Source organism: Paraburkholderia sp. J69-1 (genome assembly GCF_905220255.1).
Lineage (GTDB): Bacteria > Pseudomonadota > Gammaproteobacteria > Burkholderiales > Burkholderiaceae > Paraburkholderia.
Genome location: NZ_CAJMZG010000007.1, coordinates 193,741 through 220,660 on the forward strand (window position 1 = coordinate 193,741; position 26,920 = coordinate 220,660).

General features: G+C 62.3%; 24 protein-coding genes and 1 pseudogene. 16 read left to right on the plus strand and 9 right to left on the minus strand.

Going from position 1 to position 26,920, the window contains the following annotated elements; all coding sequences use genetic code 11:
• Positions 1 to 304: 304 nt before the first annotated feature.
• The 13 genes and pseudogenes from U5A67_RS14860 to U5A67_RS14920 all read left to right on the plus strand — a co-directional run bounded on the left by U5A67_RS14860 (position 305) and on the right by U5A67_RS14920 (position 13,815).
• Entirely contained in the window at positions 305 to 1,471 is a 1,167-nt protein-coding gene (locus U5A67_RS14860; RefSeq protein WP_321815214.1) for a porin, read from the plus strand.
• A gap of 156 nt (positions 1,472 to 1,627) precedes the next feature.
• A complete protein-coding gene (locus U5A67_RS14865) occupies positions 1,628 to 1,867 on the plus strand; it encodes a YtcA family lipoprotein (protein WP_205987341.1) in 240 nt (79 codons plus the stop codon).
• 18 nt (positions 1,868 to 1,885) lie between these two features.
• A pseudogene (mdtN, locus tag U5A67_RS14870) lies at positions 1,886 to 2,945 on the plus strand (multidrug transporter subunit MdtN).
• Entirely contained in the window at positions 2,942 to 5,314 is a 2,373-nt protein-coding gene (locus U5A67_RS14875; protein WP_321815083.1) for an FUSC family protein, read from the plus strand. The pseudogene mdtN and the gene U5A67_RS14875 overlap by 4 nt, the downstream one beginning before the upstream one ends.
• The gene (locus U5A67_RS14880) at positions 5,277 to 5,645 is read left to right on the plus strand and encodes a TolC family protein (RefSeq protein ID WP_321959717.1); all 369 of its coding nucleotides are present in this window, start codon (positions 5,277 to 5,279) and stop codon (positions 5,643 to 5,645) included. Before U5A67_RS14875 ends, U5A67_RS14880 begins: the two co-directional genes overlap by 38 nt.
• Before the next feature lie 138 nt (positions 5,646 to 5,783).
• Positions 5,784 to 6,515 carry a TolC family protein gene (locus U5A67_RS14885; RefSeq protein ID WP_321815081.1) on the plus strand — a complete coding sequence of 244 codons (732 nt, stop codon included), beginning with the start codon at positions 5,784 to 5,786 and terminating at the stop codon, positions 6,513 to 6,515.
• A gap of 35 nt (positions 6,516 to 6,550) precedes the next feature.
• On the plus strand, positions 6,551 to 7,144 hold the full coding sequence (locus U5A67_RS14890) for a hypothetical protein (RefSeq protein WP_321815080.1): 594 nt from the start codon (positions 6,551 to 6,553) through the stop codon (positions 7,142 to 7,144).
• Positions 7,145 to 7,225: 81 nt separating this feature from the next.
• Complete coding sequence (locus U5A67_RS14895) at positions 7,226 to 9,610, plus strand: arylsulfatase (protein WP_321815079.1); 2,385 nt, start codon at positions 7,226 to 7,228, stop codon at positions 9,608 to 9,610.
• Positions 9,611 to 9,732: 122 nt separating this feature from the next.
• On the plus strand, positions 9,733 to 11,004 hold the full coding sequence (locus tag U5A67_RS14900) for an anaerobic sulfatase maturase (protein ID WP_321815078.1): 1,272 nt from the start codon (positions 9,733 to 9,735) through the stop codon (positions 11,002 to 11,004).
• Positions 11,001 to 11,654: a paraquat-inducible protein A gene (locus U5A67_RS14905; protein ID WP_321815077.1), complete on the plus strand. Its 654-nt coding sequence runs from the start codon at positions 11,001 to 11,003 to the stop codon at positions 11,652 to 11,654. Before U5A67_RS14900 ends, U5A67_RS14905 begins: the two co-directional genes overlap by 4 nt.
• On the plus strand, positions 11,651 to 12,385 hold the full coding sequence (locus tag U5A67_RS14910; protein WP_321815076.1) for a paraquat-inducible protein A: 735 nt from the start codon (positions 11,651 to 11,653) through the stop codon (positions 12,383 to 12,385). Before U5A67_RS14905 ends, U5A67_RS14910 begins: the two co-directional genes overlap by 4 nt.
• Positions 12,386 to 12,451: 66 nt before the next feature.
• Entirely contained in the window at positions 12,452 to 13,090 is a 639-nt protein-coding gene (locus U5A67_RS14915) for a PqiC family protein (RefSeq protein WP_321815075.1), read from the plus strand.
• 185 nt (positions 13,091 to 13,275) lie between these two features.
• Positions 13,276 to 13,815, plus strand: coding sequence for a YSC84-related protein (locus tag U5A67_RS14920; RefSeq protein WP_321815074.1), 540 nt, complete (start codon positions 13,276 to 13,278; stop codon positions 13,813 to 13,815).
• A 15-nt stretch (positions 13,816 to 13,830) separates the two neighbouring features.
• Here U5A67_RS14920 and U5A67_RS14925 read toward each other — a convergent pair whose 3' ends face one another.
• Positions 13,831 to 15,513 (minus strand): PLP-dependent aminotransferase family protein, encoded by a 1,683-nt coding sequence (locus tag U5A67_RS14925; RefSeq protein ID WP_321815073.1) that lies wholly within the window; start codon positions 15,511 to 15,513, stop codon positions 13,831 to 13,833.
• 131 nt (positions 15,514 to 15,644) lie between these two features.
• Between U5A67_RS14925 and gabT the strand changes: the two genes are divergently transcribed.
• Together gabT and gabD are read left to right on the plus strand one after the other, a co-directional pair.
• On the plus strand, positions 15,645 to 16,937 hold the full coding sequence (gabT, locus tag U5A67_RS14930; RefSeq protein WP_321815072.1) for a 4-aminobutyrate--2-oxoglutarate transaminase: 1,293 nt from the start codon (positions 15,645 to 15,647) through the stop codon (positions 16,935 to 16,937).
• Between the two features lie 140 nt (positions 16,938 to 17,077).
• Positions 17,078 to 18,529 (plus strand): NADP-dependent succinate-semialdehyde dehydrogenase, encoded by a 1,452-nt coding sequence (gabD, locus tag U5A67_RS14935; protein WP_321815071.1) that lies wholly within the window; start codon positions 17,078 to 17,080, stop codon positions 18,527 to 18,529.
• Positions 18,530 to 18,655: 126 nt separating this feature from the next.
• Here gabD and U5A67_RS40715 read toward each other — a convergent pair whose 3' ends face one another.
• Both U5A67_RS40715 and U5A67_RS40720 read right to left on the minus strand, forming a co-directional pair.
• Positions 18,656 to 18,976: a hypothetical protein gene (locus U5A67_RS40715; protein WP_415767838.1), complete on the minus strand. Its 321-nt coding sequence runs from the start codon at positions 18,974 to 18,976 to the stop codon at positions 18,656 to 18,658.
• A 24-nt stretch (positions 18,977 to 19,000) separates the two neighbouring features.
• Positions 19,001 to 19,273, minus strand: a complete 273-nt coding sequence (locus U5A67_RS40720; protein WP_415767839.1) for a hypothetical protein — start codon at positions 19,271 to 19,273, stop codon at positions 19,001 to 19,003.
• Between the two features lie 316 nt (positions 19,274 to 19,589).
• Between U5A67_RS40720 and U5A67_RS14945 the strand changes: the two genes are divergently transcribed.
• Positions 19,590 to 19,820 carry a hypothetical protein gene (locus U5A67_RS14945; RefSeq protein ID WP_321815070.1) on the plus strand — a complete coding sequence of 77 codons (231 nt, stop codon included), beginning with the start codon at positions 19,590 to 19,592 and terminating at the stop codon, positions 19,818 to 19,820.
• A gap of 343 nt (positions 19,821 to 20,163) precedes the next feature.
• On the opposite strand, the gene pcaF is transcribed toward U5A67_RS14945, so the two are convergent.
• The 6 genes from pcaF to cyoA all read right to left on the minus strand — a co-directional run bounded on the left by pcaF (position 20,164) and on the right by cyoA (position 26,523).
• On the minus strand, positions 20,164 to 21,366 hold the full coding sequence (pcaF, locus tag U5A67_RS14950) for a 3-oxoadipyl-CoA thiolase (RefSeq protein ID WP_205987371.1): 1,203 nt from the start codon (positions 21,364 to 21,366) through the stop codon (positions 20,164 to 20,166).
• 261 nt (positions 21,367 to 21,627) lie between these two features.
• Positions 21,628 to 22,485 (minus strand): DUF3800 domain-containing protein, encoded by an 858-nt coding sequence (locus tag U5A67_RS14955; RefSeq protein ID WP_321815069.1) that lies wholly within the window; start codon positions 22,483 to 22,485, stop codon positions 21,628 to 21,630.
• Between the two features lie 202 nt (positions 22,486 to 22,687).
• Complete coding sequence (cyoD, locus tag U5A67_RS14960; RefSeq protein ID WP_205987372.1) at positions 22,688 to 23,005, minus strand: cytochrome o ubiquinol oxidase subunit IV; 318 nt, start codon at positions 23,003 to 23,005, stop codon at positions 22,688 to 22,690.
• Complete coding sequence (gene cyoC, locus U5A67_RS14965; protein WP_321815068.1) at positions 23,005 to 23,616, minus strand: cytochrome o ubiquinol oxidase subunit III; 612 nt, start codon at positions 23,614 to 23,616, stop codon at positions 23,005 to 23,007. Before cyoC ends, cyoD begins: the two co-directional genes overlap by 1 nt.
• A 3-nt stretch (positions 23,617 to 23,619) precedes the next feature.
• Positions 23,620 to 25,623 (minus strand): cytochrome o ubiquinol oxidase subunit I, encoded by a 2,004-nt coding sequence (gene cyoB, locus U5A67_RS14970; protein ID WP_321815067.1) that lies wholly within the window; start codon positions 25,621 to 25,623, stop codon positions 23,620 to 23,622.
• Positions 25,624 to 25,629: 6 nt separating this feature from the next.
• Positions 25,630 to 26,523: a ubiquinol oxidase subunit II gene (cyoA, locus tag U5A67_RS14975; protein WP_205987377.1), complete on the minus strand. Its 894-nt coding sequence runs from the start codon at positions 26,521 to 26,523 to the stop codon at positions 25,630 to 25,632.
• Between the last annotated feature and the right edge of the window lie 397 nt (positions 26,524 to 26,920).

Here is a 26,920-nt window from a genome sequence, read left to right on the forward strand (position 1 = left end):
TCAAAACAAGACAATATGCATACAATTCAATGACATTCCATTTCAACAGGAAAAAATAAGTCATTGATTTAACTACATCAATTTAACAAAAGAGTTTTCATTTAACACATGATCGACATAAGTTGCCATCTCAAATAAAGGTAAAATCCGGCCGACAGATTAATCTTATTTATATAAATCTACTTGACCATCTATAGTCGAATTCCGACTGCCTCTCCTGTTTTTCCGCCAGCGCAACCAGGTCAGATTTTTCACAACATTTGCTTGTGATATTTCCACCATTCAATCAGGACAACTATCGATGATCAAGAAAACTCTCGTTTTTGCAGCGGCTACGACCACCCTTGCGAGCGCCGCGCACGCCCAGAGCAGCGTGACGCTGTATGGCCTTGTCGATGCCGGTCTGACCTATGTGAGCAACGAAGGGAACCGCAATTCGCCGGTCTCGCCAACTGGCAGCCTCACCGGCGGCAAGGCAATGTTCGGCATGACCAGCGGCAATCTGCAGCAAAGCCGCTGGGGCCTGCGCGGCGTTGAAGATCTGGGCGGCGGCCTGAAAACGGTCTTCAACCTCGAAAGCGGCTTCAACGTCACGAACGGCAGTTCCGCGAGCAGCGCGCTCTTCAATCGCCAGGCTTTCGTGGGTCTGTCGAGCGACTACGGCACGCTCACGCTCGGCCGCCAGTACGACTCGATGGTCGACTACATCGCGCCGATGTCGGCAACCGGCACGTTTGGCGGCACCTACTTCGCGCACCCGGGCGACAACGACAACCTCAACGCGTCGTTCAGCATCAGCAACGCAATCAAGTATCAGAGCGCCAATTACGCCGGGTTCTCGGCCAACGCGCTGTATGGCTTCTCGAACCGTGCAGGCGGTTTCGCCGACAACCGCGCCTACAGCGTGGGCGCGGGCTACACCAACGGCGGTCTGCGCGTGGGCGCGGCCTATCTGCAACTGCAGGGCCTGAATTCCCGCAACGGCAACGGCGCAGTTCAGAACCTGCCTACGTTCACCACCGCCAACCTGCCGGGCATCCAGAACCAGCGCACCTGGGGTCTGGGCGCGAGCTATGACTTCGGTCCGGCACTCGTTGGCCTCGTGTTCACGCAGAGCCGCTTCCAGGACAACCTCGCAGACGCCTCGGTCAAGTACAACAACATCGAAGTCAACGGCCGCTACAACTTCACGCCGGCGTTCTACGTGGGCGCGGCTTACACGTACACGCAAGGCCTGCGCAACACGCCGGCTAGCGGCACCTCGAACAACCTTTCCGCGCACTGGAACCAGTTCGGGTTGCTGGCCGATTACTCGCTGTCCAAGCGCACCGACCTCTACGCGGAAAGCGTCTTCCAGATCGGCGCAAACAACCAGAACGGCACCAACATGGCGCAAATCAACGGTACCGATACGCCGTCGACGAGCCGCGCTCAGGCCGTCGTGTCCGCCGGTATTCGCCATCGCTTCTAAGCGTTCGAGATTGGGAGCGTGGGCGTAGCGATGCGATCCATCCCGCTACGCCGCACGCGCTCGCGCTCCACAATCAGGTCACTTCCGGTCCGTCGTGCCACGGCCAGCGCGATGGACCCTCTACCCCATCCGCCCAAGATGAGAAAGCCACTTCTTTTGTCCATCGCGCTTCTGGCAAGCGTGGCCGGCTGCTCGAAAGCCCCATCCATTCCCGTTAGCGGTGCTTACTTTCCCGACTGGATTTTCTGCATCCTCGCAGGCGTTCTGCTGACCTGCGTTCTGCGCGCTGCACTGTCGCGCGTGCGCAGCGGCATGCCTCCCGCTCTGCCTTTGCTCGTCTGGCCGGCCTTGATCGTGCTGCTTTCGCTGCTGTGCTGGCTGATCGTCTTCAACTGATTTTCCCGGATTGCACTCATGCCGAGCACGTCGTCTCCCGCTTCGAAGAGCAAGTGGCCCGCTCTCCTTCTTGTCATCGTGACCGTCGCGTTACTGGTGTTCGTGTGGTGGCGCGTGGACACCGCGCCATCGACCGATGACGCCTACGCCTATGCAGACACGATCGACGTCAGCGCCGAAGTACCCGGCCGTATCGTCGAGATGCCGGTGCGCGACAACCAGGCGGTCAAGAAAGGCGACCTCCTGCTGCGCATCGACCCGCGTCCGCTCGCCGACGAACTCGCGCGCGCAGGCGTCGCTCGCGGCGCTGGACGCACAGATCGCGCTGATGCAGCGCGCCATCGACGCCCAGCGATTCAACGCGAAGTCCGTGCAGGCGGTGAGCGAAAAAGCGCGCGCCGCTGCCGCGCTCGCCGCACAAACGCTGCGCCGCACCGAACCGCTGCTCGCGCCCGGCTATGTCTCCGCCGAAGACGTCGATCGCGCACGCACGGCACACGCCGCCGCGCAAGCCGACTCAAATGCCGCGCAACTGCAGTTCCAGCAGGCAAGCGCCGCTGTCGGCAGCGTCGACGCGCTGGTTGCGCAACGCAGCGTGATCGAAGCGGAGATCGCGCTCGCGCAGCATCGGCTCGACATGGCGAGCGTTCGTGCGCCGTTCGACGGCCGCATCGTGTCGCTGAAAACCACGGTTGGCCAATACGCCACGCCCTTGAAACCCATCTTCACGCTGATCGATACGGAGCATTGGTACATCGTGGCGAATTTCCGCGAAACTCAACTCAAGCGTATTCGCACGGGCACGCCCGCCACCGTCTATCTGATGACCGACAGCGGCAGACGCTTTCGCGGCACGGTCGATTCGATCGGCTATGGCGTGTTGCCCGACGATGGCGGCCTCGTGCTCGAAGGCCTGCCGCGCGTACAACGCTCGCTGAACTGGGTGCATGTGGCACAGCGCTTCCCGGTGAAAATTCGCGTCGATGCGCCGGATAACACGCTTTTTCGCATCGGCGCATCGGCAGTCGCACGCCTCGATCTGGACCCCGACAAGCGCAATGGCGCGACCGCACGATGACGCGTTTCGCCACGTCTGACCGCAACCGGGCGCCTACGCTCCCCGATTCCTGCCGCGAAATTCTGCACGCGGAACTCGCACCGTACCCCGGCCGCGCCAACTTCATGCTACGCATGCTGATCGCGAACCTGCTGGTGATCGTGATCGGCATGACCCTGCAATTGCCGATGACGATCCTCGCGGTCGTCTCCGTGATCGGCACGATTCAATCGAACACGGTACTCACGCGCCTGATCGGCGTGCTGACGCTGGTGGCGCTGGCCATGGCGATCGGCACGACGCTCCTGCTCGTGAAGTTCACCTACGACTATCCGCTGCTGCGCATCGCGCTCGCCTCGCTGATCTATCTGGGCTGCATGTACCTGATGCGCGCGATGAAGCTCGGCATCATTTTTTCGGGCGTCGGGCTCGTGGTGATGTACGCGCAATCCATGCTCGATTCGGCGATGCCGCCGGAACTCGTGACGCGCGAAATCCTCTGGGCGATGGTCGCAACGGGTTACGGCACGATCGTCGCGCTGTTCGTCAATCGCTGCATTTTGCCGCGCTCGCCCGCGAAGCAGATGAGCGACGAAGCGCACGCGCAACTCGCGCAGGCCAATGCGCGTCTGACCGCCTGCGCAAACGGCCGCACAGAAGGTCTCGCGCCGCAGCCCCTGCGCACGCTGCGACTCGGCTTCGACAAGCTGCAGAAACTCGCGCAATTTGCCGCCATGGACGCGCCGCACGACGATGCGGGCAAGCTGTATCGGCAAAGCTGGCTGGGCGTGGTGTCGCGCGTGCGTTACGGCGCCAATGCGCTCGCTGCGAACATCATCCTGAGCGTTCCCGCTTCGTTGCTGCGCCATCTTGTGCGGCAGATCGAGGCGCTCGATACGTCCATTGCCGCTCAGGCGCCGTATTCGCTCGATTGCACGCCGGAGCAGCGCGCCGCGCTCGAACGCAATCCTGAAACCGGCGCGATCGTGCGTGCGCTCGATGCTTTCGCCCAGTTCAGTTCCAGCGACAGAAAGCCGCCGGCCGCCGAAGCCAGCACCGCCGACGCCATGTGGCTGCCGGACGCCCGCACCAATCCGCACTACCTGCAGTTCGCGCTCAAGGCGTTGATCGCTTCGCTGATCGCCTACGTGTTTTATACGGCGACGCAGTGGGAAGGCATCCACACGATCATGATCAGCGTCTCGCTGCTGCTTTACCCGACGCTCGGCATGTCGCTGCAACGCATGCCCTTGCGCCTTGCAGGCGCATTGTTCGGCGCGTTGCTCGCGATCTTGCTGACGGTGCTGGTGATGCCGCATCTCGACAGCATCGTCGGGCTTTTACTGATGCTCGCGCCGGTGTTTCTGGTCGGCGGCTGGATCGCAGGCGGGCCCGAGCGCAGTAGCTATATCGGCGTACAGATGATCGGCACCTGTTGCCTGCCGCTGGTGGAAGGTTTCGGCCCGAGCTACGACCTGACCGAAGTGCGCGACCGCGCGGTGGGCATCGTGCTGGGCATCGTCATCAGCGCGGTGGTGTTTTCGTGTCTTTGGCCAGAGAGCGAGCGCGCGGCCATGCGCCAGCGTCTTGCGGCACTGCTTCGGCAGATCGCGGATCTGATGCGCCCGGGTCAGCAGCAACGATCGGCGATCGAGCGCCAGGAGCCGCTCGTACAGGCGTGGACGACGCTCAACGAATGCGAAGCGATGTACGAACGCATCGTCTACGAACGCGATTTCCGCAGCGGTCCGCAAGCCGGGCTGGCAAAGCGCGCTCGCACACTGCTCGATCAGGCACGTCTGATCCTGGTCGCGCAGGACGATCTCTACAGTGCGCTCGCTGCAATAGGCGTGCTGCCGCCGGACGGCACCACGGTCATCGCGAAGGTGCTCGATCAAACCGGCGATGCGCTCGATCACTACGCCGAGGCCGTCGAGCGCAGCGCAGATGCCCGCGCCGCACGACCGGATTCATCGATCGTTGCTCTCGCAACGGTCTTCGAAAAACTCAATCTGCCGCAGCAGGAAAAAGACGCGTTGATGGCGCGTCTGCGTCGGCTGCTGGAATGCGTCGCCGGCTTGCCGGAGAACCCGCTCAAGTCGCCGGCGGCCCCCCCCGCGTTGAAGGACCCGCTCAATGATTGTCAGGAACCTGAGTTTGTCGGTATGCGCCGCGGCCTTATTTGGCGTTTTCGCAGGCTGTGCCTTGATCCGCGACGACAGCGCACCGCACGCGCAGCTTCAGTTATCGACGCCGATCGCCGCCGACATGCAGTTGCCCGCAGGACTGTGGCCCGCCGCGCAATGGTGGACGCGTTACCACGACGCGCAACTCAATACGCTGATGGAGCGCATGCTCAGCGGCTCGCCCACGATTGCCGCCGCGCGTGAACGCATCACGGCCGCGCGCGCGCAGACCGATCTCGCCGGTTCCGGCCTGCTGCCGCATCTGGGCGCGGGCGCGGTCATCAACGTTCAGCATGAATCGTCCAATGGTTTGCTCGGCCCTTATGCGCAGAATTTGCCACGGCTGGGGATAGACGGTCCCTGGTACACCGAAGGGTTAATCGGCGTTGGCGGCAGTCTTGAGATCGACCTCTGGGGGCGGCATCGCGCCCAGGTCGACGCTGCGATGGGCATGCAGCACGCCCACGAAGCCGAACTGGCCACCGCCGAACTCGAACTGACGGCAGACGCGGCACGGCTCTATTACGCCATTTAGGCCGGCTATCAGCTGATCGATCTGCTCAAGGCATCGCAAACGGCGCTCAACTACGCGGTCCAGGCGCATCAGGGCAAGCAGGCGCGCGGTCTTGAAGCGCAGCTGCCGGTACTCGCTGCGCGTAGCGAATTGCTTGGCGTGCAGCGTCAGATCGTGGCCGCGCAGGCGCAGGTCGCGCAAAGCCGCGAGGCGTTGCGCGCGCTCGTACACGCCGCCAGCGACGATCCCTTCGTGCTGCAACCCGTGCCGTTGTCCGTGCCCGCGGCGGGGCTGCCGCCCGATCTGCCGTATCGACTGCTGGCGCGCCGCCCCGATCTTCAGACCTTGCGCTGGTACGTGCAGGCTTCGCTCAGTCAGGTCGACGCCGCCCGCGCCGCGTTCTATCCCAGTCTCGATCTGAAAGCGCTGTTCGCGCTGGACAGCCTGCACATGAACAAGCTGTTCAGCGCCGCGAGCCAGCAATTCAACCTGGTGCCAGGCCTCTATCTGCCGATCTTCGACGGCGGCCGCCTGAACGCCAATCTTCGCAACGAGCGCGCGGCCAGCAACATCCTGATCGAACAGTACAACCAGGCCGTGCTCAACGCCGTGCGCGACGTCGTCGTCAACGGTAATCAGTTGCAGGCGCTCAACGCCGAACGTTCCTTGCAGGACGAAAAGGTACGCGCCGCGCGTTTCGCGCTGGACGCCGCCAGCGCGTCGCATGAACGCGGCCTGGCCAGCCAGCTTGTCGTCGAGCAGGCCAGCCTGCCGGTGATCGCCGAACGTATCGCGCTGCTCGCGCTCGACGAGCGTCGTCTTGGCGGCGACATCGCCCTGATCAAGGCACTGGGCGGCGGCTATGACGGCGCCCGGCCGCTTTCCCAATGACCATTCCGGTCGATAACCCTGGAGTAGACGAAACCATGCAGAAGTTCACCTACCACGTTGCGCAGGTCCTGTCGGCAACGGCCGTATTTCTCGCCATCCCGGCCGCGCATGCCGATACGCAACCGCAATCGGCCAGCGCCAATGCCATCGGCGCCGAAGGCGCCATCAACCTCAGCGCGAAGATCACGCAGATCTACCCGGAGACCAACAGCGTCGCCGTCAAAGGCCCCAAAGGGCACACCGTCGTGTTCGACGTCGATCCCGCCACGGCCGACGTGCACAAGCTGAAGGTCGGCGACGAAGTGGACGTCGCCTATCGCGCGGCGCTGCTCATGGCCGCCGACAAGGCCGACCCCAAGGGCGCGCGCGCACGCGCAACGGCGGAAACCACCGCGCCGGCCTCGAACGGCGTGGTCGTGAAGACGCGCACCGTGCAGATCGTCGCGACGATCCAGGCGCTCGACGTCAAGACGCGCGAAGCGACGCTGGCCGGTCCGCGCCAGACGGTCACGATGGCGGTCTCGCCCGATGTCGATCTCAGCAAGTTCAAGGTCGGCGATAGCATCGCCGCGACCTATGCCGCCGCCATGGCGATCAGCGTGACGCGCAACGGCGCGGTCGTGAAGTAAGCGCACGCAACAAGCGATCCAGAGACGCCCGTCAAAAGGGCGAAGGCTATCCGGCATTGCGCCGTAGCTAGAGAGGGACGAATGAAACAACTCAAAGCGAAAAAGACCGCGCTCGCCGCGATCGTGAGCATGGCCGTGTTCTGCATACCGCTCACGACGGCGCAAAGCGCACCGCCGGCGGGCACACCGGGCGCCGGGCAAACGGCATCCGTGCTGCCGTACCCCGACTTCCATTTCACCGGCAAGATCGGCGAAACCTTCAAGGACTCGGACCCCGCCACCTTCCCGCAGCCGGTGCGCCCGCCCAAAGGCGCGCCCAACGTGCTGCTGATCATGCTGGACGACGTCGGCTTCGGCCAGTTCGACGTGACGGGCGGCGCGGTGCCCTCGCCTGCGCTCGACAAGCTCGCGCACGAAGGGCTGCTGTACAACCGCTTTCACACCACCGCGATGTGCTCGCCAAGCCGCGCGGCGCTCATCACCGGGCGCGATCCGCACGTGGTCGCCAACGGCATCCTGACCGAAATGAGCACGGGCTACGACGGCTACACCAGCCTGATTCCGCGCTCGGCCGCTACGGTGGGCGAGATCCTGCGCCAGAACGGCTACGCAACGGCGTGGATCGGCAAGAATCACAACACGCCGCCGTGGGAAACCAGCGAAGTCGGCCCGTTCGATCACTGGCCGACCGGCTGGAGCTTCGAGTACTACTACGGCTTTAACGCGGCCGATTCGAGCCAGTTCCAGCCAATCCTCTACGAAAACCACACGCGGGTGCCAACCTCCACGGACCCGAAGTATCACCTCACGACCGACTTCGCCGATCACGCCATCGCGTGGATCGAGAAAGAAAAGGCCATTGCGCCGGACAAGCCGTTCTTCCTCTATCTCGCGCCGGCCGCCACGCACGCGCCGCACCAGCCGCCCGCCGACTGGATCGACAAGTACAAGGGCCGCTTCGACATGGGCTGGGACGAGTACCGCAAGGAAACGCTCGCGCGCGAGAAGAAGCTGGGCGTCGTGCCGCAGAACACGGATCTCACCGCGCGTCCTGCCGAGATTCCCGCATGGGATTCGCTCGATCCGAAACAGAAGAAGCTGTACGCGCGCATGATGGAAATCTTCGCCGCCTACGGCGCGCACGCCGACTTCGAAATGGGTCGCGTGATCGACGTGGTGAAGCGTCTGCCGGACGCCGACAACACCATGATCATCTACGTCGTGGGCGATAACGGCGCTTCCGGCGAAGGCGGTCTTGCGGGCATCACCAACGAGCTCATCACGGTCAACGGGATGAAGCAGGACTGGCAGGATGTCTACAAGGTCATGAACGAACTGGGCGGGCCGAAGCACTTCAACCACATGCCGATCGGCTGGGCGCATGCGATGGACACGCCGTTCCAGTGGACCAAGCAGGTGGCGTCGCACTTTGGCGGCACGCGTAATCCGCTGATCATCGACTGGCCGGACGGCATCCGCCAGGGCGGCCAGATCCGCACGCAGTTCAGCCATATCACCGACATCATGCCGACCATCCTCGAAGCCGCGCACATCACGGTGCCGACGAAGGTGAACGGGGTCGACCAGACGCCGCTCGACGGCATCAGCCTGGTGTATTCCTTCAACGATCCGAAGGCGGCCGACCGGCGTCACGAGCAGATGTGGGAACTGCTGATCAACCGCGGCATGTACAAGGATGGCTGGATGGCGTCGTCGCTGGCGTTCAATCCGCTGCAGGTGGTGCGTAAGGACGTGGACATCAACAAGGTGCCCTGGGAGCTTTACAACATCGACGAGGACTTTTCGCAGGCGCACAACATCGCCGCTCAACACCCGGAGAAGCTCAAGGAACTCCAGGCGATGTGGTGGGAGCAGGCGAAGACGCACAACGTACTGCCGCTGGACTGGCGCGGTCCCGAGCGTTTCTCCGACGATCTCACCGGCCGCCCGAATCTTGCGAAGGGCCGCACGAAGTTCGTCTACGACTATCCGCTGGTCGGCTTGCCGGAAGGCTCCGCGCCGGATCTGAAGAACCGCTCGTTCACGGTGACAGCGCAGACGCAAGTTCCGCAAAGCGGCGCGAACGGCATGATCTTCACGCAGGGCGGCTTTACCGCCGGCTGGGGCTTCTATACCCAGAAGGGCAAGCTGGTAGTCACGCACAACTTCGTGGATATGGCGCGCTATCGCATCGTCTCGACCGGCAATGTGCCCACGGGCAACGTCACGCTGTCGTTCCACTTCCAGTATGACGGCGGTGGCCTTGGCAAGGGCGGCACGGTGACGATGTTCGCAAACGGCAAGCAGATCGGCGAAGGACGCGTCGAAAAGACCGTGCCGATGAAGTACACGTCGTTCGAATCGCAGGATATCGGCGAAGACGCGGGCACGCCCGTCGACAACACCTATACGCCGCCGTTCAGGTTCAACGGCAAGATCGACAGGCTGACGGTCGATCTGCAGTAAATCTCGATAGTAAGTCTCGATAGTGAGTCTCGATGCCTGACGAACGCACATTGGCGTTCATGGGCGGCCGCGCGGATTTTCGCAGCGCGGCCGCCCCACCGTAACCGGATGAGCCCTGAATCATGAATCACACACACGTCGATGGCGGTTTTCACGCCATGGCGAAACCCAGTGGATCGGATTGCAATCTCGATTGCTCGTACTGCTTTTATCTCGAGAAAGCCGCGCTGTATCGCGATAGCAACCGGCATCGCATGAGCGATGATGTTCTCGAAGCCTATGTGCGCGACTATATCGCCGCAACGCCGCCGGACCATGAAGTCGTGTTCACGTGGCAAGGCGGGGAACCGTCGCTGCTGGGCCTGGCGTTTTATGAACGCGCGATTGCGTTGCAGCAGCGCTATGGCGAAGGCCGGCGCATCGCCAATAGTTTCCAGACCAACGGTCTGTTAATCGACGAAGCGTGGTGCGACTTCTTCAAGCAGCACGATTTTCTGATCGGGTTATCGCTCGATGGACCCGCGCATCTTCACGACGCGTATCGCGTGACCGTGGGCGGACGGCCTTCGCATGCGCTCGTGATGCGCGCGCTGGACAGGCTCAAGGCGTGGGGCGTGCGTTACAACGTGCTCGCCTGCGTCAATCATCGTAGTTCGCAGGCGCCGCTCGAAGTCTATCGATTCCTGCGTGAGCACGGCGTTGAGTATATGCAGTTCATTCCTGTCGTCGAGCGTGCGCCGGGCGAGCAGGAGCGGGAAATCGGCCTCACCTTGCGCGGCCCTGGCGGCAAGGTACTGTCGGCAGCCGCACGGCCCCAAGCCGACACATCGGTTACCGAATGGTCCGTGCGCCCCGAGCACTACGGCACATTTTTATCGACGATTTTCGACGAATGGATCAAGCGCGATGTCGGCAACATCCATGTGATGAACTTCGAATGGGCGCTGGCGAATTTTATGGGCCGCCCCGGCGCGTCTTGCCATCACCAGCCAACCTGCGGTAAAGCCGTGGTCGTCGAGCATAACGGCGATGTCTATGCTTGCGATCACTATGTTTATGGCGACTATCGGCTGGGTAATCTGGCGCAGAACGATTTTGCGTCGATGCTCGATTTGCCGTTGCAGCAACGTTTCGGCAGAGACAAGTTCGAGGCGTTGCCGCAGCAATGCCTGCGCTGCAATATGCTCAAGGGTTGCTGGGGCGGTTGCCCGAAACATCGCTTCACGCGCTCGACGGAAGGCGAGCCCGGCCTCAACTATCTTTGTCAGGGCTACTACCATTTCTTCAGCCACTGCGTTCCGTGGCTAAAGGCGCTTGCGCAGATCGTCGAAAGCGGCCGGCCAGCCAGCGATATTCTGCAGATGAACGTAACGTTTTCTCGTGCCGTCGAATGATCGCCTGTCACGAATGCGACACGCTCCACCGCAAACCCCGTCTGGCCAGCTGCCGCAGCGCGCGCTGCGCGTGCTGCGGCGCGACGCTTTACCGTAACGCCGCGTCACAACTCGACCGCATCAGTGCGATCACGGTCGCGGCGCTCGTGATGTTTATCATCGCGCAGTCGTTTCCCATCATCGAGCTTGACGCCAACGGCATCCTCTCGACGTCGAGCCTGTTTGGCGCCATCGCCGTGCTGTGGCGCGACGACATGCAGGTCATTGCCGCGATGGTCTTTTGCGCGACTGTGCTATTCCCGCTCACGGAGATGCTGGCGCTTCTCTATGTTCTGCTGCCCGTGCGGCGCGGCGTTATCCCGCCGGGCTTCACACGGGTGCTGCGCACGATCCAGTTCGTGCGGCCATGGGGCATGCTCGAAGTGTTCATGCTGGGCGTGCTGATCACCATCGTGAAAATGGTGAGCCTTGCGCGCGTGATTCCCGAAACCGCGTTATTCGCCTTCGGCGCGCTCACGCTGATGTTCACCGTCGTTGCGACATTCGATGCGCGCCTGCTCTGGGACATCGCCGACGCCTTGCGCGATGCCGCACGCACACACAATCCGCACGCGCAGCGAAACAATCCGCTGCCGGAACCACCACAATGAAATATTTAACCGCCGCCCAAGCCGGCTATTTTTCCTGCCACGCGTGCGGGCGTGTCCAGGCGCAATCGCATGAACGCACGCACCCGCGCTGCCACCGTTGCGGCTCTGCACTGCATCCGCGCAAACCCAACAGCCTGATGCGCACCTGGGCCCTGCTCATCGCCGCTGCGCTGCTTTATATTCCCGCGAACCTGCTGCCGATCATGCATACGGAGTCGCTCGTCGGCAACGAGGACGACACCATCATGAGCGGCGTGGTCTATTTCTGGACTTCGGGCTCGTGGCCGCTTGCGGTGATCGTTTTCATCGCCAGCATTCTCGTACCGATGCTCAAGCTCTCCGTGCTCGCCCTGCTGACATTGACCACGCAGCGGCGCTCGACGTGGCGGCCGATCGAACGCACGAAACTCTATCGCCTTGTCGAATTCATCGGGCGCTGGTCGATGCTGGACGTGTTCGTCGTCACGCTGACCGTTGCTCTGGTACGCTTCCAGTCGCTTGCGGTGATTACGGCTGGGCCCGGCGCCATCGCGTTCGGCTCGGTCGTGATCCTGACGATGATCGCTTCGATGCAGTTCGACCCACGCCTTGATGCCGCAGATGCGCAGCACGCTCGACGAAGCGCGTCAGACCTTCAGCGCCGCGCAGTCCACGCTGCAGCAGGATTCGCCGCTGCAGTCGGACGTGCATCAGGCGATGCAGGAACTCACGCGTACGTTGCAATCCCTTAACGCGCTTTCCGACTACCTGGAGCGCCACCCGGAATCGCTGCTGCGCGGCAAGTCAGGAGACCAGCCATGATGTTCCGACGCGTCCCCTCGATGGCGGCAACCCTGCTCGCGGCCGCCGCGCTGGCCGGTTGCGGGTCGCCCGCCACGCGCTTTTATACGCTCAGCCCGGGCACGCCCGCCACGAGTGGCACGAATGCCACGATCGCGAGCAACCCGCCGTGGCTGATCGAACTCGCGCCGGTGGACGTGCCGCCGCAAGTCGCGAAATCGCAGTTCGTGGTGCAAACCGACGCAAACCAGGTGCGCGTGCTCGAACACGATCGCTGGGCCTCGCTGCCCGGCGACGAAATCCGCCACGCGCTTTCGGGCGACCTCACGCAGCAGCTCGGCACCATCGACGTATATGGCGCGCCGCATGCCGCGGGCGTGCCCGTTTATCGCGTGAGCGTGAACGTGCAGCGCTTCGAATCCTGGCCGGGTTCGCACGTGCTGATCGATGCCGTGTGGAGCGTGCGCGCGCTGGGCGCGCAAACCGCCATGACCTGCCGAAGCGCGCGCAACGAAGCGGTTGGCGAGGGCTATGACGCAATCGTGGACGGACATCGGCGAGCCATCGAGGCGCTCTCGCAATCGATCGCCAGCGGCGTGCGCGCGCTCGCGGCTGCGCCGCGTTCGGGCGCGCGGGCAAGCATCGCCTGCCCGTAAATCGCAGTTGCAGGACGACGACTCGATTTCGATCGAGTCGTCGTCTCTTTCGCCGCCTGGCGTGACGGCGCGCAAAGACCTGAACAGTTCGCTTTGCTAATGTGGTTCATTCCAGAACCGCAAAACGCAAAGCCAACATGTCATCCAAATACGTAGGCATACTGATTATTTCAACGGCGCTGCTCATGTCTGCCTGTTCGACACAGAACGGCAGCATGCTGCCCACGAGCAGCACATCGGGCAATGCAGCCTCGCACGCGCAACTCGAACGCGACGCTCGGGTTGCACTGAACACGCTCTACAAGAGCGTACCGAACGCCCGATCGCTGGGTTCGCGCGCCAACGCGATTCTGGTCTTCCCGGACATGCTGAAAGCGGGCCTGCTGGTCGGCGGCGCGAGCGGCAATGGCGTGCTGTTCTCGCGCGATGGCCAGGTACTCGGTTATTACAATTCGAGCTCGCTGTCGTACGGGTTGCAGGCCGGCGCGCAGAGTTTTGCCGAAGCGCTGTTCCTCATGACGCCCGCCGCGCAAACGTATCTCGATAGCGCCGATGGCTGGTCGATCGGTTCGGGCCCGAGCGTTGTGGTCGCGAACTCGGGCGCGGCGGAAGACTATTCGAGTACAACTCTGCGCTCGGACGTCTACGCCATGATCTTCGCTCAGGCGGGCTTGATGGCAGGCATCGGCGTGCAAGGGCAAAAGATCACGAAGCTCAGTCCTTGAGCGTTGCAGGTCGCGCTACGCGAAGGCCGGCAGCGTAGCGTCAATCGCTTGTGCGAGCGTGTCGAAGGACGGCGCGATTTCCTCGTCCGGCACGCACGCATAGCCGATCAACAAACCCGACGCCGCGCGTTCGCGCTCCGAGTAATAGCCCGACAGCGGACGCACGACGATATTGCGCGCCAGCGCCGCTTCGGCCACGGCGCGGTCGTCGCTGCCTTCGGGCAACTGCATGACCACGTGCAGGCCCGCGTCGCCGCCCATCGCGGGCAACGCGTCGCCGTAGCGGCGCGCGGCGGCGTCGAGCAAAGCCTGACGGCGCTGACCGTACAACGCGCGCATCTTGCGGATGTGCGAAGTGAAATGCCCCTCGGCGATAAATTCCGCCAGTACGGCCTGCTGCAAAAGCTGGCCTTCGCGATAAAGCTCGGCGCTGGCGGTCGCGAAGCTCTCCGCGAGCGATTCCGGCGCCACCAGGTAGCCCACGCGCAAGCCCGGAAACAAGGTCTTGCCGAAGCTGCCCACGTAGATCACCTGCCCGGCTGTATCAAGACCTTGCAGGGACGCGAGCGGCCGGCTGCCGTAGCGGAATTCGCTGTCGTAATCGTCCTCGATGATCCAGCACTGATGCTGGCGCGCGTATTCGAGCAGCGTGCGGCGGCGCGCAAGACTCATCACCATGCCAAGCGGATATTGATGCGACGGCGTGACCAGAATCAGCTTCGGCGGCGGCGCGGCGAAATCGGCGGCGGAAGGGTTGATGCCTTCGCTATCGACGGCAATCGGGCGCGGGTTGAGCCCCGAAACGTGCAGCACGCTGCGCACGCCCCAGTAGCACGGGTCTTCGGTCCAGATGGTGTCGCCGGGATCGGACAGCAGACGCACCGCCAGGTCGACCGACTGGTGGATGCCCGTCGTGATGATGATCTGCTCGGGCGAGCAGCGCACGGAGCGCGAGGTGCGCAGATAGTCGGCCAGCACGTGGCGCAGCAAGGCCAGACCGCCGCCGGGCGCGTAGGTCAGCAGATCGGGGCGCAACGTGCGCCAGTATTTGTTGTGCAATCGGGTCCAGATGCGCGCGGGAAAGCGCGAGACGTCGGGCACGCCCGGCATGAAGGCGCCGCCCTGGCGCTTGGACACGCCCGCGCCCGCGATCAGGCGTGCGCCTCGCGCAGACAATGCGCGGGCTCCCGGACGGTGCGGCTGCGGCAACTGCGCTGGCTGAATCGGGCCTTGAGTCTGCTCGCCAAGGTCATCGCGCAGATCGGTAGCGACGGAAACCGGCGAAATCAGGTTGTTCGACCGCTCTGCGCCGGGCAAAACCTGGCTGTTAGTTGCAATGCTTGAAGATTGGCCCGTAATGGAACCTGATTTGATCGGGGTTTTCACCGATCCGATAGAGCCAATTTCCGCCGCGCCGACGATTTCATCGGGTGAAGTATCGGCGACAAAGGTGCCGCGCCCCGTCGCCGAGGTGACATAGCCTTCGAGCACCAATTGCTCGTAAACCTGCGTGACCGTATTGCGCGCGATTCCCAGCTCAGCCGCCAGCAGCCTCGATGACGGGACTCTCGCGCCGGCCGGCAGCTCGCGCGAGTGGATCGCCTGCTGCAGCAGTTTGTGCAGTTGCCGGTACACGGGCTGGCCGCTGCCGCGCTCGAGCCGCTGGGCCAGCCAGTCGGACAGGACACTCGCTCGCATGGAAATTGGCTCCTAAAGATTGCACTGAATGGCTCTGAATATTAGAGCCAAACGTGAGTATAGTCGCGGCATGGACGGATGCACGACCATCCGGTCCGCCAGTCAACCCAGAACCGAGAGCATTGAAGGAGATGAACGTGAGCAAGAACGCCGATCTGCAGGCCCGCAAGAACGCAATTACCCCGCGCGGCGTGGGCGTGATGTGCGACTTCTACGCTGAGCGCGCTGAAAACGCGGAACTGTGGGACGTCGAAGGCCGCCGCGTGATCGACTTCGCTGCCGGTATCGCCGTGTGCAACACGGGCCACCGCCATCCGAAGATCGTCGCTGCGATCAAGGACCAGCTCGAGCGCTTCACGCACACCGCCTACCAGATCGTGCCGTACGAGTCGTACGTCTCGCTGGCCGAAAAGGTCGCCGCCCGCGCACCGGGCAGCTTCGCGAAGAAGGCCGCGTTCTTCACGACCGGCGCTGAAGCCGTCGAAAACGCCGTCAAGATCGCTCGCGCGTCGACCGGCCGTCCGGGCGTGATCGCCTTCGCAGGCGGCTTCCACGGCCGCACGATGATGGGCATGGCGCTCACCGGCAAGGTCGCGCCGTACAAGCTGAACTTCGGCCCGTTCCCGGCCGACGTCTACCACGCTCCGTACCCCAACTCGGTTCACGGCATCAGCACGGCTGACTCGCTCAAGCACATCGAAATGCTGTTCAAGGCCGATATCGATCCGAAGCGCGTCGCCGCGATCATCTTCGAACCGGTTCAGGGCGAAGGCGGTTTCTACCAGGCACCGGCGGACTTCGTGCGCGGCCTGCGCAAGATCTGCGACACGCACGGCATCCTGCTGATCGCCGACGAAGTGCAAACCGGCTTTGCACGTACCGGCAAGCTGTTCGCGATGGAACATTACGACGTCACGCCGGACCTGATGACGATCGCCAAGAGCCTGGCCGGCGGCATGCCGCTGTCGGGCGTGGTCGGCCGCGCGGAAGTGATGGACGCCGCAGCGCCTGGCGGCCTCGGCGGCACGTACGCGGGTAACCCGCTGGCTGTCGCTTCGGCACACGCTGTCATCGAGATCATCGAAGAAGAAAAGCTCTGCGAGCGCGCCACGAAGCTGGGCGACAAGATCAAGGCCAAGCTCACGGCGATGAAGGCCGAAGTGCCGCAAATCGCCGACGTGCGTGGCCCGGGCGCGATGAACGCCGTCGAATTCTGCAAGCCGGGCACCAACGAAGCCGACGCCGACTTCACGAAGCGCGTGCAAACCGCCGCGCTGAACCGCGGCCTGCTGCTGCTCGTGTGCGGCGTGTACTCGAACGTCGTGCGTTTCCTGTTCCCGCTGACGATCCAGGACAACGTGTTCGACGAAGCGCTGGCGATCCTCGAAGAATCGATCAAGGAAGCCGTGGGCGTGCCGGCGTAAGCCTCGCCTGAGCACCTCACCGCTTTAATCTGAGTCCCGAAACGGCACACCGGCGTTTGCCGCTGTGCCGTTCGTCGTTGTGCCTCGCGCCGGCGACATACCGAATCGAACTGAATAGAAGCATTGCCCGGAGTTCCCAGATGAACCTGAAAGACGCATCGCTGCTCAAGAACGCGGCCTATATCAATGGCGAATGGCAAGGCGCGGAAGACGGCGCCACGCTCGACGTGGTCAACCCGGCCACCGGCGCGCTGATCGGCACGGTGCCGCGCATGGGCGCGGCTGAAACGCGCCGCGCGATCTCCTCCGCCAACGCCGCCTGGCCCGCGTGGCGCGCGAAGACCGCGAAGGAGCGCAGCGTCATCCTGCGCAAATGGCACGATCTGATGATCGAAAACGCCGACGACCTCGCGCTGATCCTCACGACCGAACAAGGCAAGCCGATCGCCGAAGCCAAGGGCGAAATCGGCTATGCGGCCTCGTTCCTCGAATGGTTCGCCGAAGAAGGCAAGCGCGTCTACGGCGACACGATCCCCACGCCCGCCAACGACAAGCGCATCGTGGTGACGAAGGAAGCGATCGGCGTGTGCGCTGCCATCACGCCGTGGAACTTCCCGGCTGCGATGATCACGCGCAAGGTCGGCCCCGCGCTCGCGGCCGGCTGCCCGATCGTGCTGAAGCCCGCTGAAGCCACGCCGTTCTCGGCGCTCGCGCTGGCCGTGCTGGCCGAACGCGCAGGCGTGCCGGCCGGCGTGTTCAGCGTCGTCACGGGCGACCCGAAGGCGATCGGCGGCGAACTCACGAGCAACCCGATCGTGCGCAAGCTCTCGTTCACGGGCTCGACGCCGGTGGGCCGCCTGCTGATGAGCCAGTGCGCCGCAACCGTGAAGAAAGTCTCGCTCGAACTGGGCGGCAACGCGCCGTTCATCGTATTCGACGACGCCGATCTCGACGCCGCAGTCGCGGGCGCGATCGCCTCGAAGTATCGCAACAGCGGCCAGACCTGCGTCTGCACGAACCGCTTCTACGTGCACGACGCCGTGTACGACGCGTTCGCCGCGAAACTGCGCGACGCCGTGGAAAAGCTCAAGGTGGGTCTGGGCACCGAAGCCGGCGTGACGCAAGGCCCGCTGATCAACGAAGCGGCCGTGCTGAAGGTGGAATCGCACATCGAAGACGCGCTCGGCAAGGGTGCGCAGGTGCTGACGGGCGGCAAGCGCCACGCGCTCGGCCACGGCTTCTTCGAACCGACGATTCTCACGGGCGTGACGCCCGCGATGAAGGTCGCGCGCGACGAAACCTTCGGCCCGCTGGCGCCGCTGTTCCGCTTCTCGTCGGATGAAGAAGTGATCAAGATGGCCAACGACACCGAATTCGGCCTGGCTGCCTACTTCTACAGCCGCGACATCGGCCGCGTCTGGCGCGTGGCGGAAGCGCTCGAATACGGCATGGTGGGCATCAACACCGGCCTGATCTCGAACGAAGTCGCACCGTTCGGCGGCGTGAAGCAATCGGGCCTGGGCCGCGAAGGCTCGCACTACGGCATCGACGATTACGTCGTCATCAAGTACCTGTGCATGGCCGGCATGTAAGCCGCCGGAAAAACGACGGGCGCCACCCTGGCGCCCGCGTGGAACTGCGCCAAACCGGCGCGTCGCGAATGGATCGCGGCGCGCCGGTTTGCATTTGTGCGCGAGCTTCGAAGCCGATGCTGACGCTTACTGCGTGGCCTCGACCGGCGTGACCTGCGTGGCGTAAGCGGAAACGAACACGGCGTGAATGGTATCGCCGACCTTGAGCGTCTTGAGATCGATATCGGGCGTGGCCTCGAGGGTCACGGTCTGATAGGCGCCGCGCAGCGTAACCTCGCGCTTTTTCGCGTTGATGTGCTGCACGGTGGCCTGCACCTCGACCTGGCGCGCCGCGCTATAACCCGACGAAGCCGGCATATAGACGCTGGTATCGACACGCTTGCGAATGCCCTTGTCCTTGCCGGTGACCTTTTCCGCCGTCACGAGCAGCGCGTTCTTGTAGAGCACATCGACGGTATCGCCGATATTCAGTTAATCGAAATTACTGACCTGCTCGCTCAGACCGATATCGATATCGTTACCGCGCGGACCACGCAGCGTGACGATACGCGCACCGCGATCGATACCGACGATCTTCGCTTTGAGATGAACGGGCGCCGCATTGGCGATAACCGACTGCGCCTCGCCGGCGAGCGCCGTTTGCGCAGCAGGCGCCGAAGCGGGCTGCTCGTTCTGCGCGAACGAAATGTGCGAAACACCGAAACCCATCAACAGCGCGGCCATCCATACCGAAGTCTTGGTCACTTGCGATCTCCTCATCACGATGAATTCGATTCGTTCAACCAGGCGGGTTGCACGGGGATGTGGAGCGATTCTACGCGGGCGATCGAAAACGGGGATGCAAGTTGAACGGGCGTTGACACAGATTATTCGCCGCGAACTTCGTTAGATTTCGTTTCGCATAAATCGAGAGATCGATATTGAAACGATCACGAGAATTATTGCGTCTTGCGCAACCCAACGAACCCCCACCAATATCTCGAATTCATTCGATATAGCGAGCGGAACGGACTCCCTATCCTGATACCTGTCCTGAAACAACACGTACTGGAGAGAAGCCATGAGCCCGCTTTCACTGCTGATCGATCATTCGCAACTGATGAACCGAGTCCAGACGCTGTATTCGTTTGCGCCGAGCGAAGCAGACAAAGTCGAGGACGAACAAACGATATCGAAGAAGGAAGACGCAAAGCGAGAGGAGCGCCTTGCCCAGATCAAGGGCTTAGTGGGCGGCACCTTGCTGTTCATGCCGTTCCTGATTGCATACGTCGTAGCCTGCGCGAGCCGTTAAAAGGCCACGAGGTGTAAAAATTATGCCCCACGGCGCGCGCAGAGCCGCCGGGTGTGCGGGCGCCTTGTCACAGCGTTGGGTGGTGCGAAGAGCCGGATGCTCCTACACCATTCCCCGCATAAGGCAGGTTGTGGACTGCGTCACACTGGCGGTGTGAGCGGCTTTCTTTTGCTTACTTTTCTTTGCCGCTGCAAAGAAAAGTAAGTGCCGCCCCGCACAGGGGCGACGCCAATAGACCGACACGAAAACAAGAAAATGCCCAAACAAAAAGAGCCGCGACCCCAAAGGCTCACGGCTCCGATCACACCACATCAAACAGCGCAATCAAGGCAAAAAAACCGCCTTAAACGCGCTCAATAGCAATAGCAATCCCCTGCCCGACGCCAATACACATCGTACAGAGCGCAAAACGCCCGCCGGTGCGATGAAGCTGATACATAGCGGTAGTCACGAGACGAGCGCCGCTCATCCCCAGCGGATGCCCAAGCGCGATTGCGCCGCCGTTCGGATTAACACGAGGATCGTTATCCGCGACACCGAGCATACGCAGCACCGCGAGCCCTTGCGAAGCAAACGCCTCATTGAGCTCGATCACATCGAACTGATCGATGGTCATACCAAGACGGGCGAGCAGCTTCTGCGTAGCCGGACCCGGCCCGATACCCATAACACGCGGCGCAACGCCAGCCGTAGCAACGCCGATCACGCGCGCGCGCGGCGTCAACCCAAAACGCTTCGCATTCTCTTCATTCGCGAGCAACAGCGCACAAGCACCATCGTTCACACCCGAAGCATTCCCGGCGGTAACAGAACCCTCCGCCCCAACCACGCCCTTAAGCTTGGCAAGCGCCTCGAGCGACGTCTCACGCGGATGCTCATCACGCGAGAACACCAGCGGATCGCCCTTCTTCTGCGCGATCGAAACCGACACGATTTCCTGCTCGAACGTACCATCGGCGATCGCACGCGCGGCCTTCTGCTGGCTGTGCAGCGCAAACGCATCCTGATCGGCGCGGCTGATCTTGTAATCGACGGCGACGTTCTCAGCCGTTTCCGGCATCGAATCGACGCCATACTGCTGCTTCATCAGCTTGTTGACGAAGCGCCAGCCGATCGTCGTGTCGTAGATCGCCGCATCGCGCGCGAACGCGGTGTTGGCCTTGCCCATCACGAACGGCGCACGGCTCATGCTTTCCACGCCGCCGGCAATCATCAGACCGGTTTCGCCCGACTTCAGCGCGCGCGCGGCAATACCCACGGCATCCATGCCCGAACCGCACAGACGGTTGACCGTCGAACCCGGCACGACTTGCGGCAGCCCCGCCAGCAGCGACGACATGCGCGCAACGTTGCGGTTGTCTTCGCCCGCCTGGTTTGCGCAGCCGTAGATCACATCGTCGATTGCGGTCCAGTCGACATCCTTGTTGCGCTCCATCAGCGCCTTCAGCGGCACGGCGCCGAGGTCGTCGGCGCGAACCTGCGCAAGGGTGCCCGCATAGCGGCCGATCGGCGTGCGAATCGCGTCGCAGATGAATGCTTCCGTCATAAGAGTCTCCTGTCGATTGCGCGCGCCAAGATCAGCGTCGGACGCAATCCCATGCTAAACCGGTTGGGATCGACGGACTGCGCGGGCGAAGAATGGGGTATCGAACGCGCACGTCCTCGTGCGAATTGTTCGAATTGCGAACTCATGGTCGATAATCGAACATTTGGCGCCCATGATAGGCGTCGCGGCGCGCGAGTGTCAAGCAGGGGTAACCGCAGGTGAAGTCTGGGGGCGTGGGGGGATGGGCGGCCGCCTTCGCGGTCACGGCATATCGGCGAACGCCGTCATTGCGGCGATTTCGCTCGACGGGGGAATCAAAACTTGCAACGCGGCATTTGAGGTTGCGGCGTTTGCGTGGACAGGCGGCGGGAACGGGTACTTCGGCTCCGGCATGTTTCTGAGCCGTTCGCGAGTCGCTTCGCTAACCAACTCGTGCAAAGACGTCCGTTCGGCGCCCATTCTGAAAAAATGCGGTTCGATGATCTCGAAGCCCCGGTTATCGAGAGCCTGGTATCGGCGATAAATCCAGTACGCCACGTTATCGGCCATCTGGATAAGCCGGGATGCTCTGGAGTCGAGGAACATGGGAACCTCCGCGAAGTTCCTCAGCTTGCCGCTCGCGTGGCCCGTGTGCTTGAACACGCGATGGAGCGTCTGCATGTTCTGTTCGACGACCGACTTCGACCGATCGAGTATAAAAATACCGCGCGCCGGCTCTCCGTACTTTCGATAGCGATACGCGAGCCAATCATCGAAGCACGTCGCAAGTATCTCGTAGCAATACGGCAAAATTTCGGCTGGCTTCAGCATCGACTTTTCGATAACGGCTGCCATGACACTGACTTTGGACTGCTTATCTTTTAACAGACGCAAAACGTCTGCTGTTGCCTGCGCCCGCTCAACAGGCGAAAACTTCTCCCAACCGTCTTTTGCCGCACGCATCGGACCGGCGTGCAACTCCCGATACTTTCCGTCCGCCTCGAATCGTGCAGCGACAGGATTGATTCGCGATTCCAGCCAATGCGTTTGCCGTTCGAACAGCATGATCCCTCCCAGCACGAAAAACTGGCTATTGGGATCGTCAGGCGAACCGGAGTCGTCCAGGTATGCGAGATACATACAGATTCAGCAGCGCAAATGAAAAGGCCACCCGAAGGTGGCCCTGGAAATCGGTAAGCCGAGTGGAGCAAGCGCCCAGCGCACTGCAAAAAATCATCGGTCAGTACTCTCGACTCACCGAAAAGCTTATCTGAGGCTCACCGCGATGTAAACCCGTCAGGTTTGACGAGTCGCAAGGCGGTGGCACACAGCATGCCTCCTTCTATCGCGACATCATATTCATCGTCACGTTATGCATGACCCACATGGTTCCGAAGATCAGGAACGCCGCAGCCAGCACCGTATAAGCCAGCGACAGCACGTTCCAGCCCTGCCCCGGCGAATTCAGATGCAGGAAGAACAGCAGATGCACGATCACCTGCACGAAGGCGAGCACGGCGAGTATCGTCATGCCGGTGCCCGGCGCGAACGAGCCATGCAGCACCACGCCAAACGCGCCTGCAGTCAGCAGCACCGAGAGAATGAAGCCCGCAGCATAGCTGCCGAGAGAACCATGAGCTTCGCTATGAGAATGAGCCATTAGAGCGCGCTCCCGAGATAGACAAAAGTAAACACGCAGATCCAGACCACGTCCAGGAGGTGCCAGAAGAGGCTCAGGCACGTGAGGCGGCGCACTTCGCGCTCGTCCAGTTGCGGGCGGCGCAGCACCTGCATCATCAGCACGGCCATCCAGACGAGACCGAAGAACACGTGCAGACCGTGCGTGCTGACCAGCACGAAGAACGACGAGAGAAACGCGCTGCGCTGCGGACCGGCGCCATCGGCGATCAGGTGCGAGAACTCGCGCAGTTCGAGCACGAGGAACAGCACGCCGAGGATAAACGTCACGCCAAGCCAGCCGAGCACCGCGCCGCTCTTGCGCTGCTGCGCGCCGAGCATGGCGAAGCCGTAGGTGATGCTCGACAGCAGCAGCACGGCCGTTTCGATCGCCACGCCGCCGATATCGAACAGGTCCTTGCCCGACGGGCCGCCCGCGTACTGGTGCGCCAGCACGCCAAACGTGGCGAACAACGAAGCGAACAGGACGCAGTCCGTCATCAGATACACCCAGAAGCCGAACACCGAGTTCGACGGCGGATGATCGTGATGATCGAGGTCGGCCAGATTTGCCGTATGGGTTTTCTGTAGCATGGCTTAGGCCTCCACTTCCGCCAGTTCGCGCTCGACGGCAACCGCCGCGCGATGGCGCTTCTCTTCGATTTCGCGAACCTTCGCGGCCGGAATGTAATAGCCGTCGTCGTCGCTGAAGCTGCGCGCGGCGATCGTCACGACGATCGCGGCCAGCGCCAGCACGGCCAGCCAGACGATGTGCCACACGCCCGCGAAACCCAGCGCCAGGCTGAACATGCCGATGAGGAAACCCGCCGCGGTGTTCGACGGCATATGAATATCCGTGTACTTCGCCGCGAGCCCCAGACCGCGGCCCGTTTCCTTCATATGCGTGAAGGCGTCGATTTCGTGGACTTGCGGAATAACCGCGAAGTTATAGACCGGCGGCGGCGAAGAAGTCGCCCATTCGAGCGTGCGGCCATCCCACGGATCGCCCGTGACGTCCTGGCATTCGGCCTTGTTGCGATTGACGAAGGCCATCACCCACTGCAGCACCTGGAACACCACACCCGCCGCGATGATCGCCGCGCCGATTGCCGCAACGATGAAGTACGGCTGCCACGCGGGATTGTCGTAGTGGTTCAGACGACGCGTCGCGCCCATGAAACCGAGCACGTAGAGCGGCACGAAGGCCACGTAGAAGCCGACGAACCAGCACCAGAACGATGCCTTGCCGAGCTTTTCATTCGGCTTGAGGCCGAACACCTTCGGGAACCAGTAATGCAGGGCCGCGAGGTAGCCAAACACCACGCCGCCGATGATGGCGTTGTGGAAGTGGGCAATCAGGAACAGCGAGTTATGCAGCACGAAGTCCGCGCCCGGGATCGCCATCATCACGCCCGTCATACCGCCGATCGAGAACGTGACCATGAAGCCGATCGTCCAGAGCACCGGCGCCGTGAATTCGATGCGGCCGCGATACATCGTGAACAGCCAGTTGAAGATCTTCACGCCCGTGGGGATCGCAATCACCATGGTCATGATGCCGAAGAACGCATTGACGTCGGCGCCCGAACCCATCGTGAAGAAGTGATGCAGCCACACGAGGAAGGCCAGCACCATGATCGCGCACGAGGCGTACACCATGGTCTTGTAGCCGAACAGCGGCTTCTTCGAGAACGTGGCCATGACTTCCGAATAGATACCGAACGCAGGCAGCACGAGGATGTACACCTCGGGGTGGCCCCATGCCCAGATCAGGTTCAGATACAGCATGGCATTGCCGCCGCCGTCGTTCGTGAAGAAGTGCGTGCCGACATAACGGTCGAAGCCCAGCAGCGCGAGCGCGATCGTGAGAATCGGGAACGTGGCCATGATCAGCACGTTCGAGCACAGCGCCGTCCACGTGAACACCGGCATCTTCATGAGACTCATACCCGGCGCGCGCATCTTCAGGATCGTCACGAAGAAGTTGATGCCGGTAATGAGCGTGCCCACGCCCGAAAGCTGCAGCGACCAGATGTAATAGTCGACCCCCACGCCCGGACTGAACTGCAATTCCGACAGCGGCGGATACGCGAGCCAGCCCGTTTGCGCGAACTCGCCGACCACGAGCGACAGGTTAATGAGGATCGCGCTGATCGCCGTCATCCAGAACGACAGCGAGTTCAGGAACGGGAAGGCCACGTCGCGCGCGCCGATCTGCAGCGGCACGACGAGGTTGAACAGGCCGACCATCAGCGCCATCGCCATGAAGAAGATCATGATGACGCCGTGCGCCGAGAAGATCTGGTCATAGTGATGCGGCGGCAGATAGCCGGGCGCGTCGAAGGCGATGGCCTGCTGGATGCGCATCATGACGGCGTCGGCGAAACCGCGCACGAGCATGAGCACCGCCACGATGATGTACATCACGCCAATGCGCTTGTGGTCCACGCTCGTGATCCAGTCGGACCAGATGGTTTTCCACTTGCCGGTCACGGTCACGAGACCGAGCACGGCGACCACGATCAGCGCCATGAACGCCGCGGCGCCCATGATGATCGGCTGATCGAACGGGATCGCCTCTAAAGTGAGTTTTCCGAACATGACTGCTTACCCCTTGGTCACGCACGACGGATCAGTGAAGTCCGTGACGTGGCCGTTGTTGTACTTCGCGATGATGTTGTTGAAGAGCTTCGGATCGACGGTCGAGAAGTACTGCACCGGCGCCTTCTCGGTCGGCTGCGAGACGCCCGCGTATTGGTCCATCGACAGGCCGTCGTGCGAGGCCTTGACCTTCTGCACCCACGCGTCGAAATCCTGCTGGCTGGTGGCGAGCGTGCGGAACTTCATGTCCGAGAAGCCCTTGCCGCTGTAGTTGGCCGAAATGCCTTCGTAGTTGCCGGCTTCGTCCGCGACCAGGTGCAGGCGCGTCTGCATGCCCGCCATGGCGTAGACCTGGGTGCCCAGTTGCGGGATGAAGAACGAGTTCATCACCGAATCCGACGTGATGCGGAAGTTGACCGGCGTGCCCACCGGCACGGCCAGCTGGTTCACCGTGGCGATGCCAAGATCGGGATAGATGAAGAGCCACTTCCAGTCGAGCGCGACGACTTCGACGTTGATGGGTTTCACGTTCGACTCGAGCGGCCGGTAGGGATCGAGTTCGTGCGTGGTCTTCCAGGTGAGCACGGCGAGGAACAGGATGATGACGGCCGGAATGGTCCAGACCACCACTTCGATCGCCGTGGAGTGCGCCCACTTGGGCGCGTAGGTGGCGTTGCGGTTGGACGCGCGGTAGCGCCAGGCGAAATACAGCGTGAGCAGGATCACCGGCACGACCACGAGCAGCATGGCCCACGTGGCCGTGGCGATGAGGGATTTTTCGGCCACGCCCACGCTGCCCTTGGGATCGAGCACCGTCAGATTGCCGCTGCATCCCGCGAGCGTGGCGACGAGCCCGCCGCCGAGGGGGATTAACCACCTTTTGAAGGCTTTTCTCTTCATGTTTGCCTGCTATTCCGTTTAACCACTTTGAACGCCTTTACGCACCCGCATCGCTAAAACCGCTATGCAAAATGCACCCGTACCGTTTTTAGCGAAATTCTACGGAAACGACTTATCTGAAAATTTGATCCAGATTAAGGTTTATTCAGGGCGTCAAAGCGCATCCGCCCAGCCGCGACGGAACGACACATATATCTTTCGAATAGCTTTCGCGCGCGGAACAGCCCCGCGCGGCAAGGCGTCGCAGGCGATGGAGCAGCCTTGCCAGGCGAAAACGAGTATGAATGCGGCCTCGCTCAAGACACCGTTCAGCAGCCGATTCACTCCTGTCACAAGCACGGCACACGATTAACCGTCTTGCTTTCGTGAAATCGATCTGCTAATGGGAAATCCGATT

Coding starts and splice junctions, on each gene's coding strand:
- U5A67_RS14875 (WP_321815083.1), top strand. CDS start 2,942: ATGACGCGTTTCGCCACGTCTGACCGCAACCGGGCGCCTACGCTCCCC.
- U5A67_RS14880 (WP_321959717.1), top strand. CDS start 5,277: ATGCTCAGCGGCTCGCCCACGATTGCCGCCGCGCGTGAACGCATCACG.
- U5A67_RS14890 (WP_321815080.1), top strand. CDS start 6,551: ATGCAGAAGTTCACCTACCACGTTGCGCAGGTCCTGTCGGCAACGGCC.
- U5A67_RS14895 (WP_321815079.1), top strand. CDS start 7,226: ATGAAACAACTCAAAGCGAAAAAGACCGCGCTCGCCGCGATCGTGAGC.
- U5A67_RS14900 (WP_321815078.1), top strand. CDS start 9,733: ATGAATCACACACACGTCGATGGCGGTTTTCACGCCATGGCGAAACCC.
- U5A67_RS14905 (WP_321815077.1), top strand. CDS start 11,001: ATGATCGCCTGTCACGAATGCGACACGCTCCACCGCAAACCCCGTCTG.
- U5A67_RS14910 (WP_321815076.1), top strand. CDS start 11,651: ATGAAATATTTAACCGCCGCCCAAGCCGGCTATTTTTCCTGCCACGCG.
- U5A67_RS14915 (WP_321815075.1), top strand. CDS start 12,452: ATGATGTTCCGACGCGTCCCCTCGATGGCGGCAACCCTGCTCGCGGCC.
- U5A67_RS14920 (WP_321815074.1), top strand. CDS start 13,276: ATGTCTGCCTGTTCGACACAGAACGGCAGCATGCTGCCCACGAGCAGC.
- U5A67_RS14925 (WP_321815073.1), bottom strand. CDS start 15,513: ATGCGAGCGAGTGTCCTGTCCGACTGGCTGGCCCAGCGGCTCGAGCGC.
- gabT (WP_321815072.1), top strand. CDS start 15,645: ATGAACGTGAGCAAGAACGCCGATCTGCAGGCCCGCAAGAACGCAATT.
- gabD (WP_321815071.1), top strand. CDS start 17,078: ATGAACCTGAAAGACGCATCGCTGCTCAAGAACGCGGCCTATATCAAT.
- U5A67_RS14945 (WP_321815070.1), top strand. CDS start 19,590: ATGAGCCCGCTTTCACTGCTGATCGATCATTCGCAACTGATGAACCGA.
- pcaF (WP_205987371.1), bottom strand. CDS start 21,366: ATGACGGAAGCATTCATCTGCGACGCGATTCGCACGCCGATCGGCCGC.
- U5A67_RS14955 (WP_321815069.1), bottom strand. CDS start 22,485: ATGTATCTCGCATACCTGGACGACTCCGGTTCGCCTGACGATCCCAAT.
- cyoD (WP_205987372.1), bottom strand. CDS start 23,005: ATGGCTCATTCTCATAGCGAAGCTCATGGTTCTCTCGGCAGCTATGCT.
- cyoC (WP_321815068.1), bottom strand. CDS start 23,616: ATGCTACAGAAAACCCATACGGCAAATCTGGCCGACCTCGATCATCAC.
- cyoB (WP_321815067.1), bottom strand. CDS start 25,623: ATGTTCGGAAAACTCACTTTAGAGGCGATCCCGTTCGATCAGCCGATC.
- cyoA (WP_205987377.1), bottom strand. CDS start 26,523: ATGAAGAGAAAAGCCTTCAAAAGGTGGTTAATCCCCCTCGGCGGCGGG.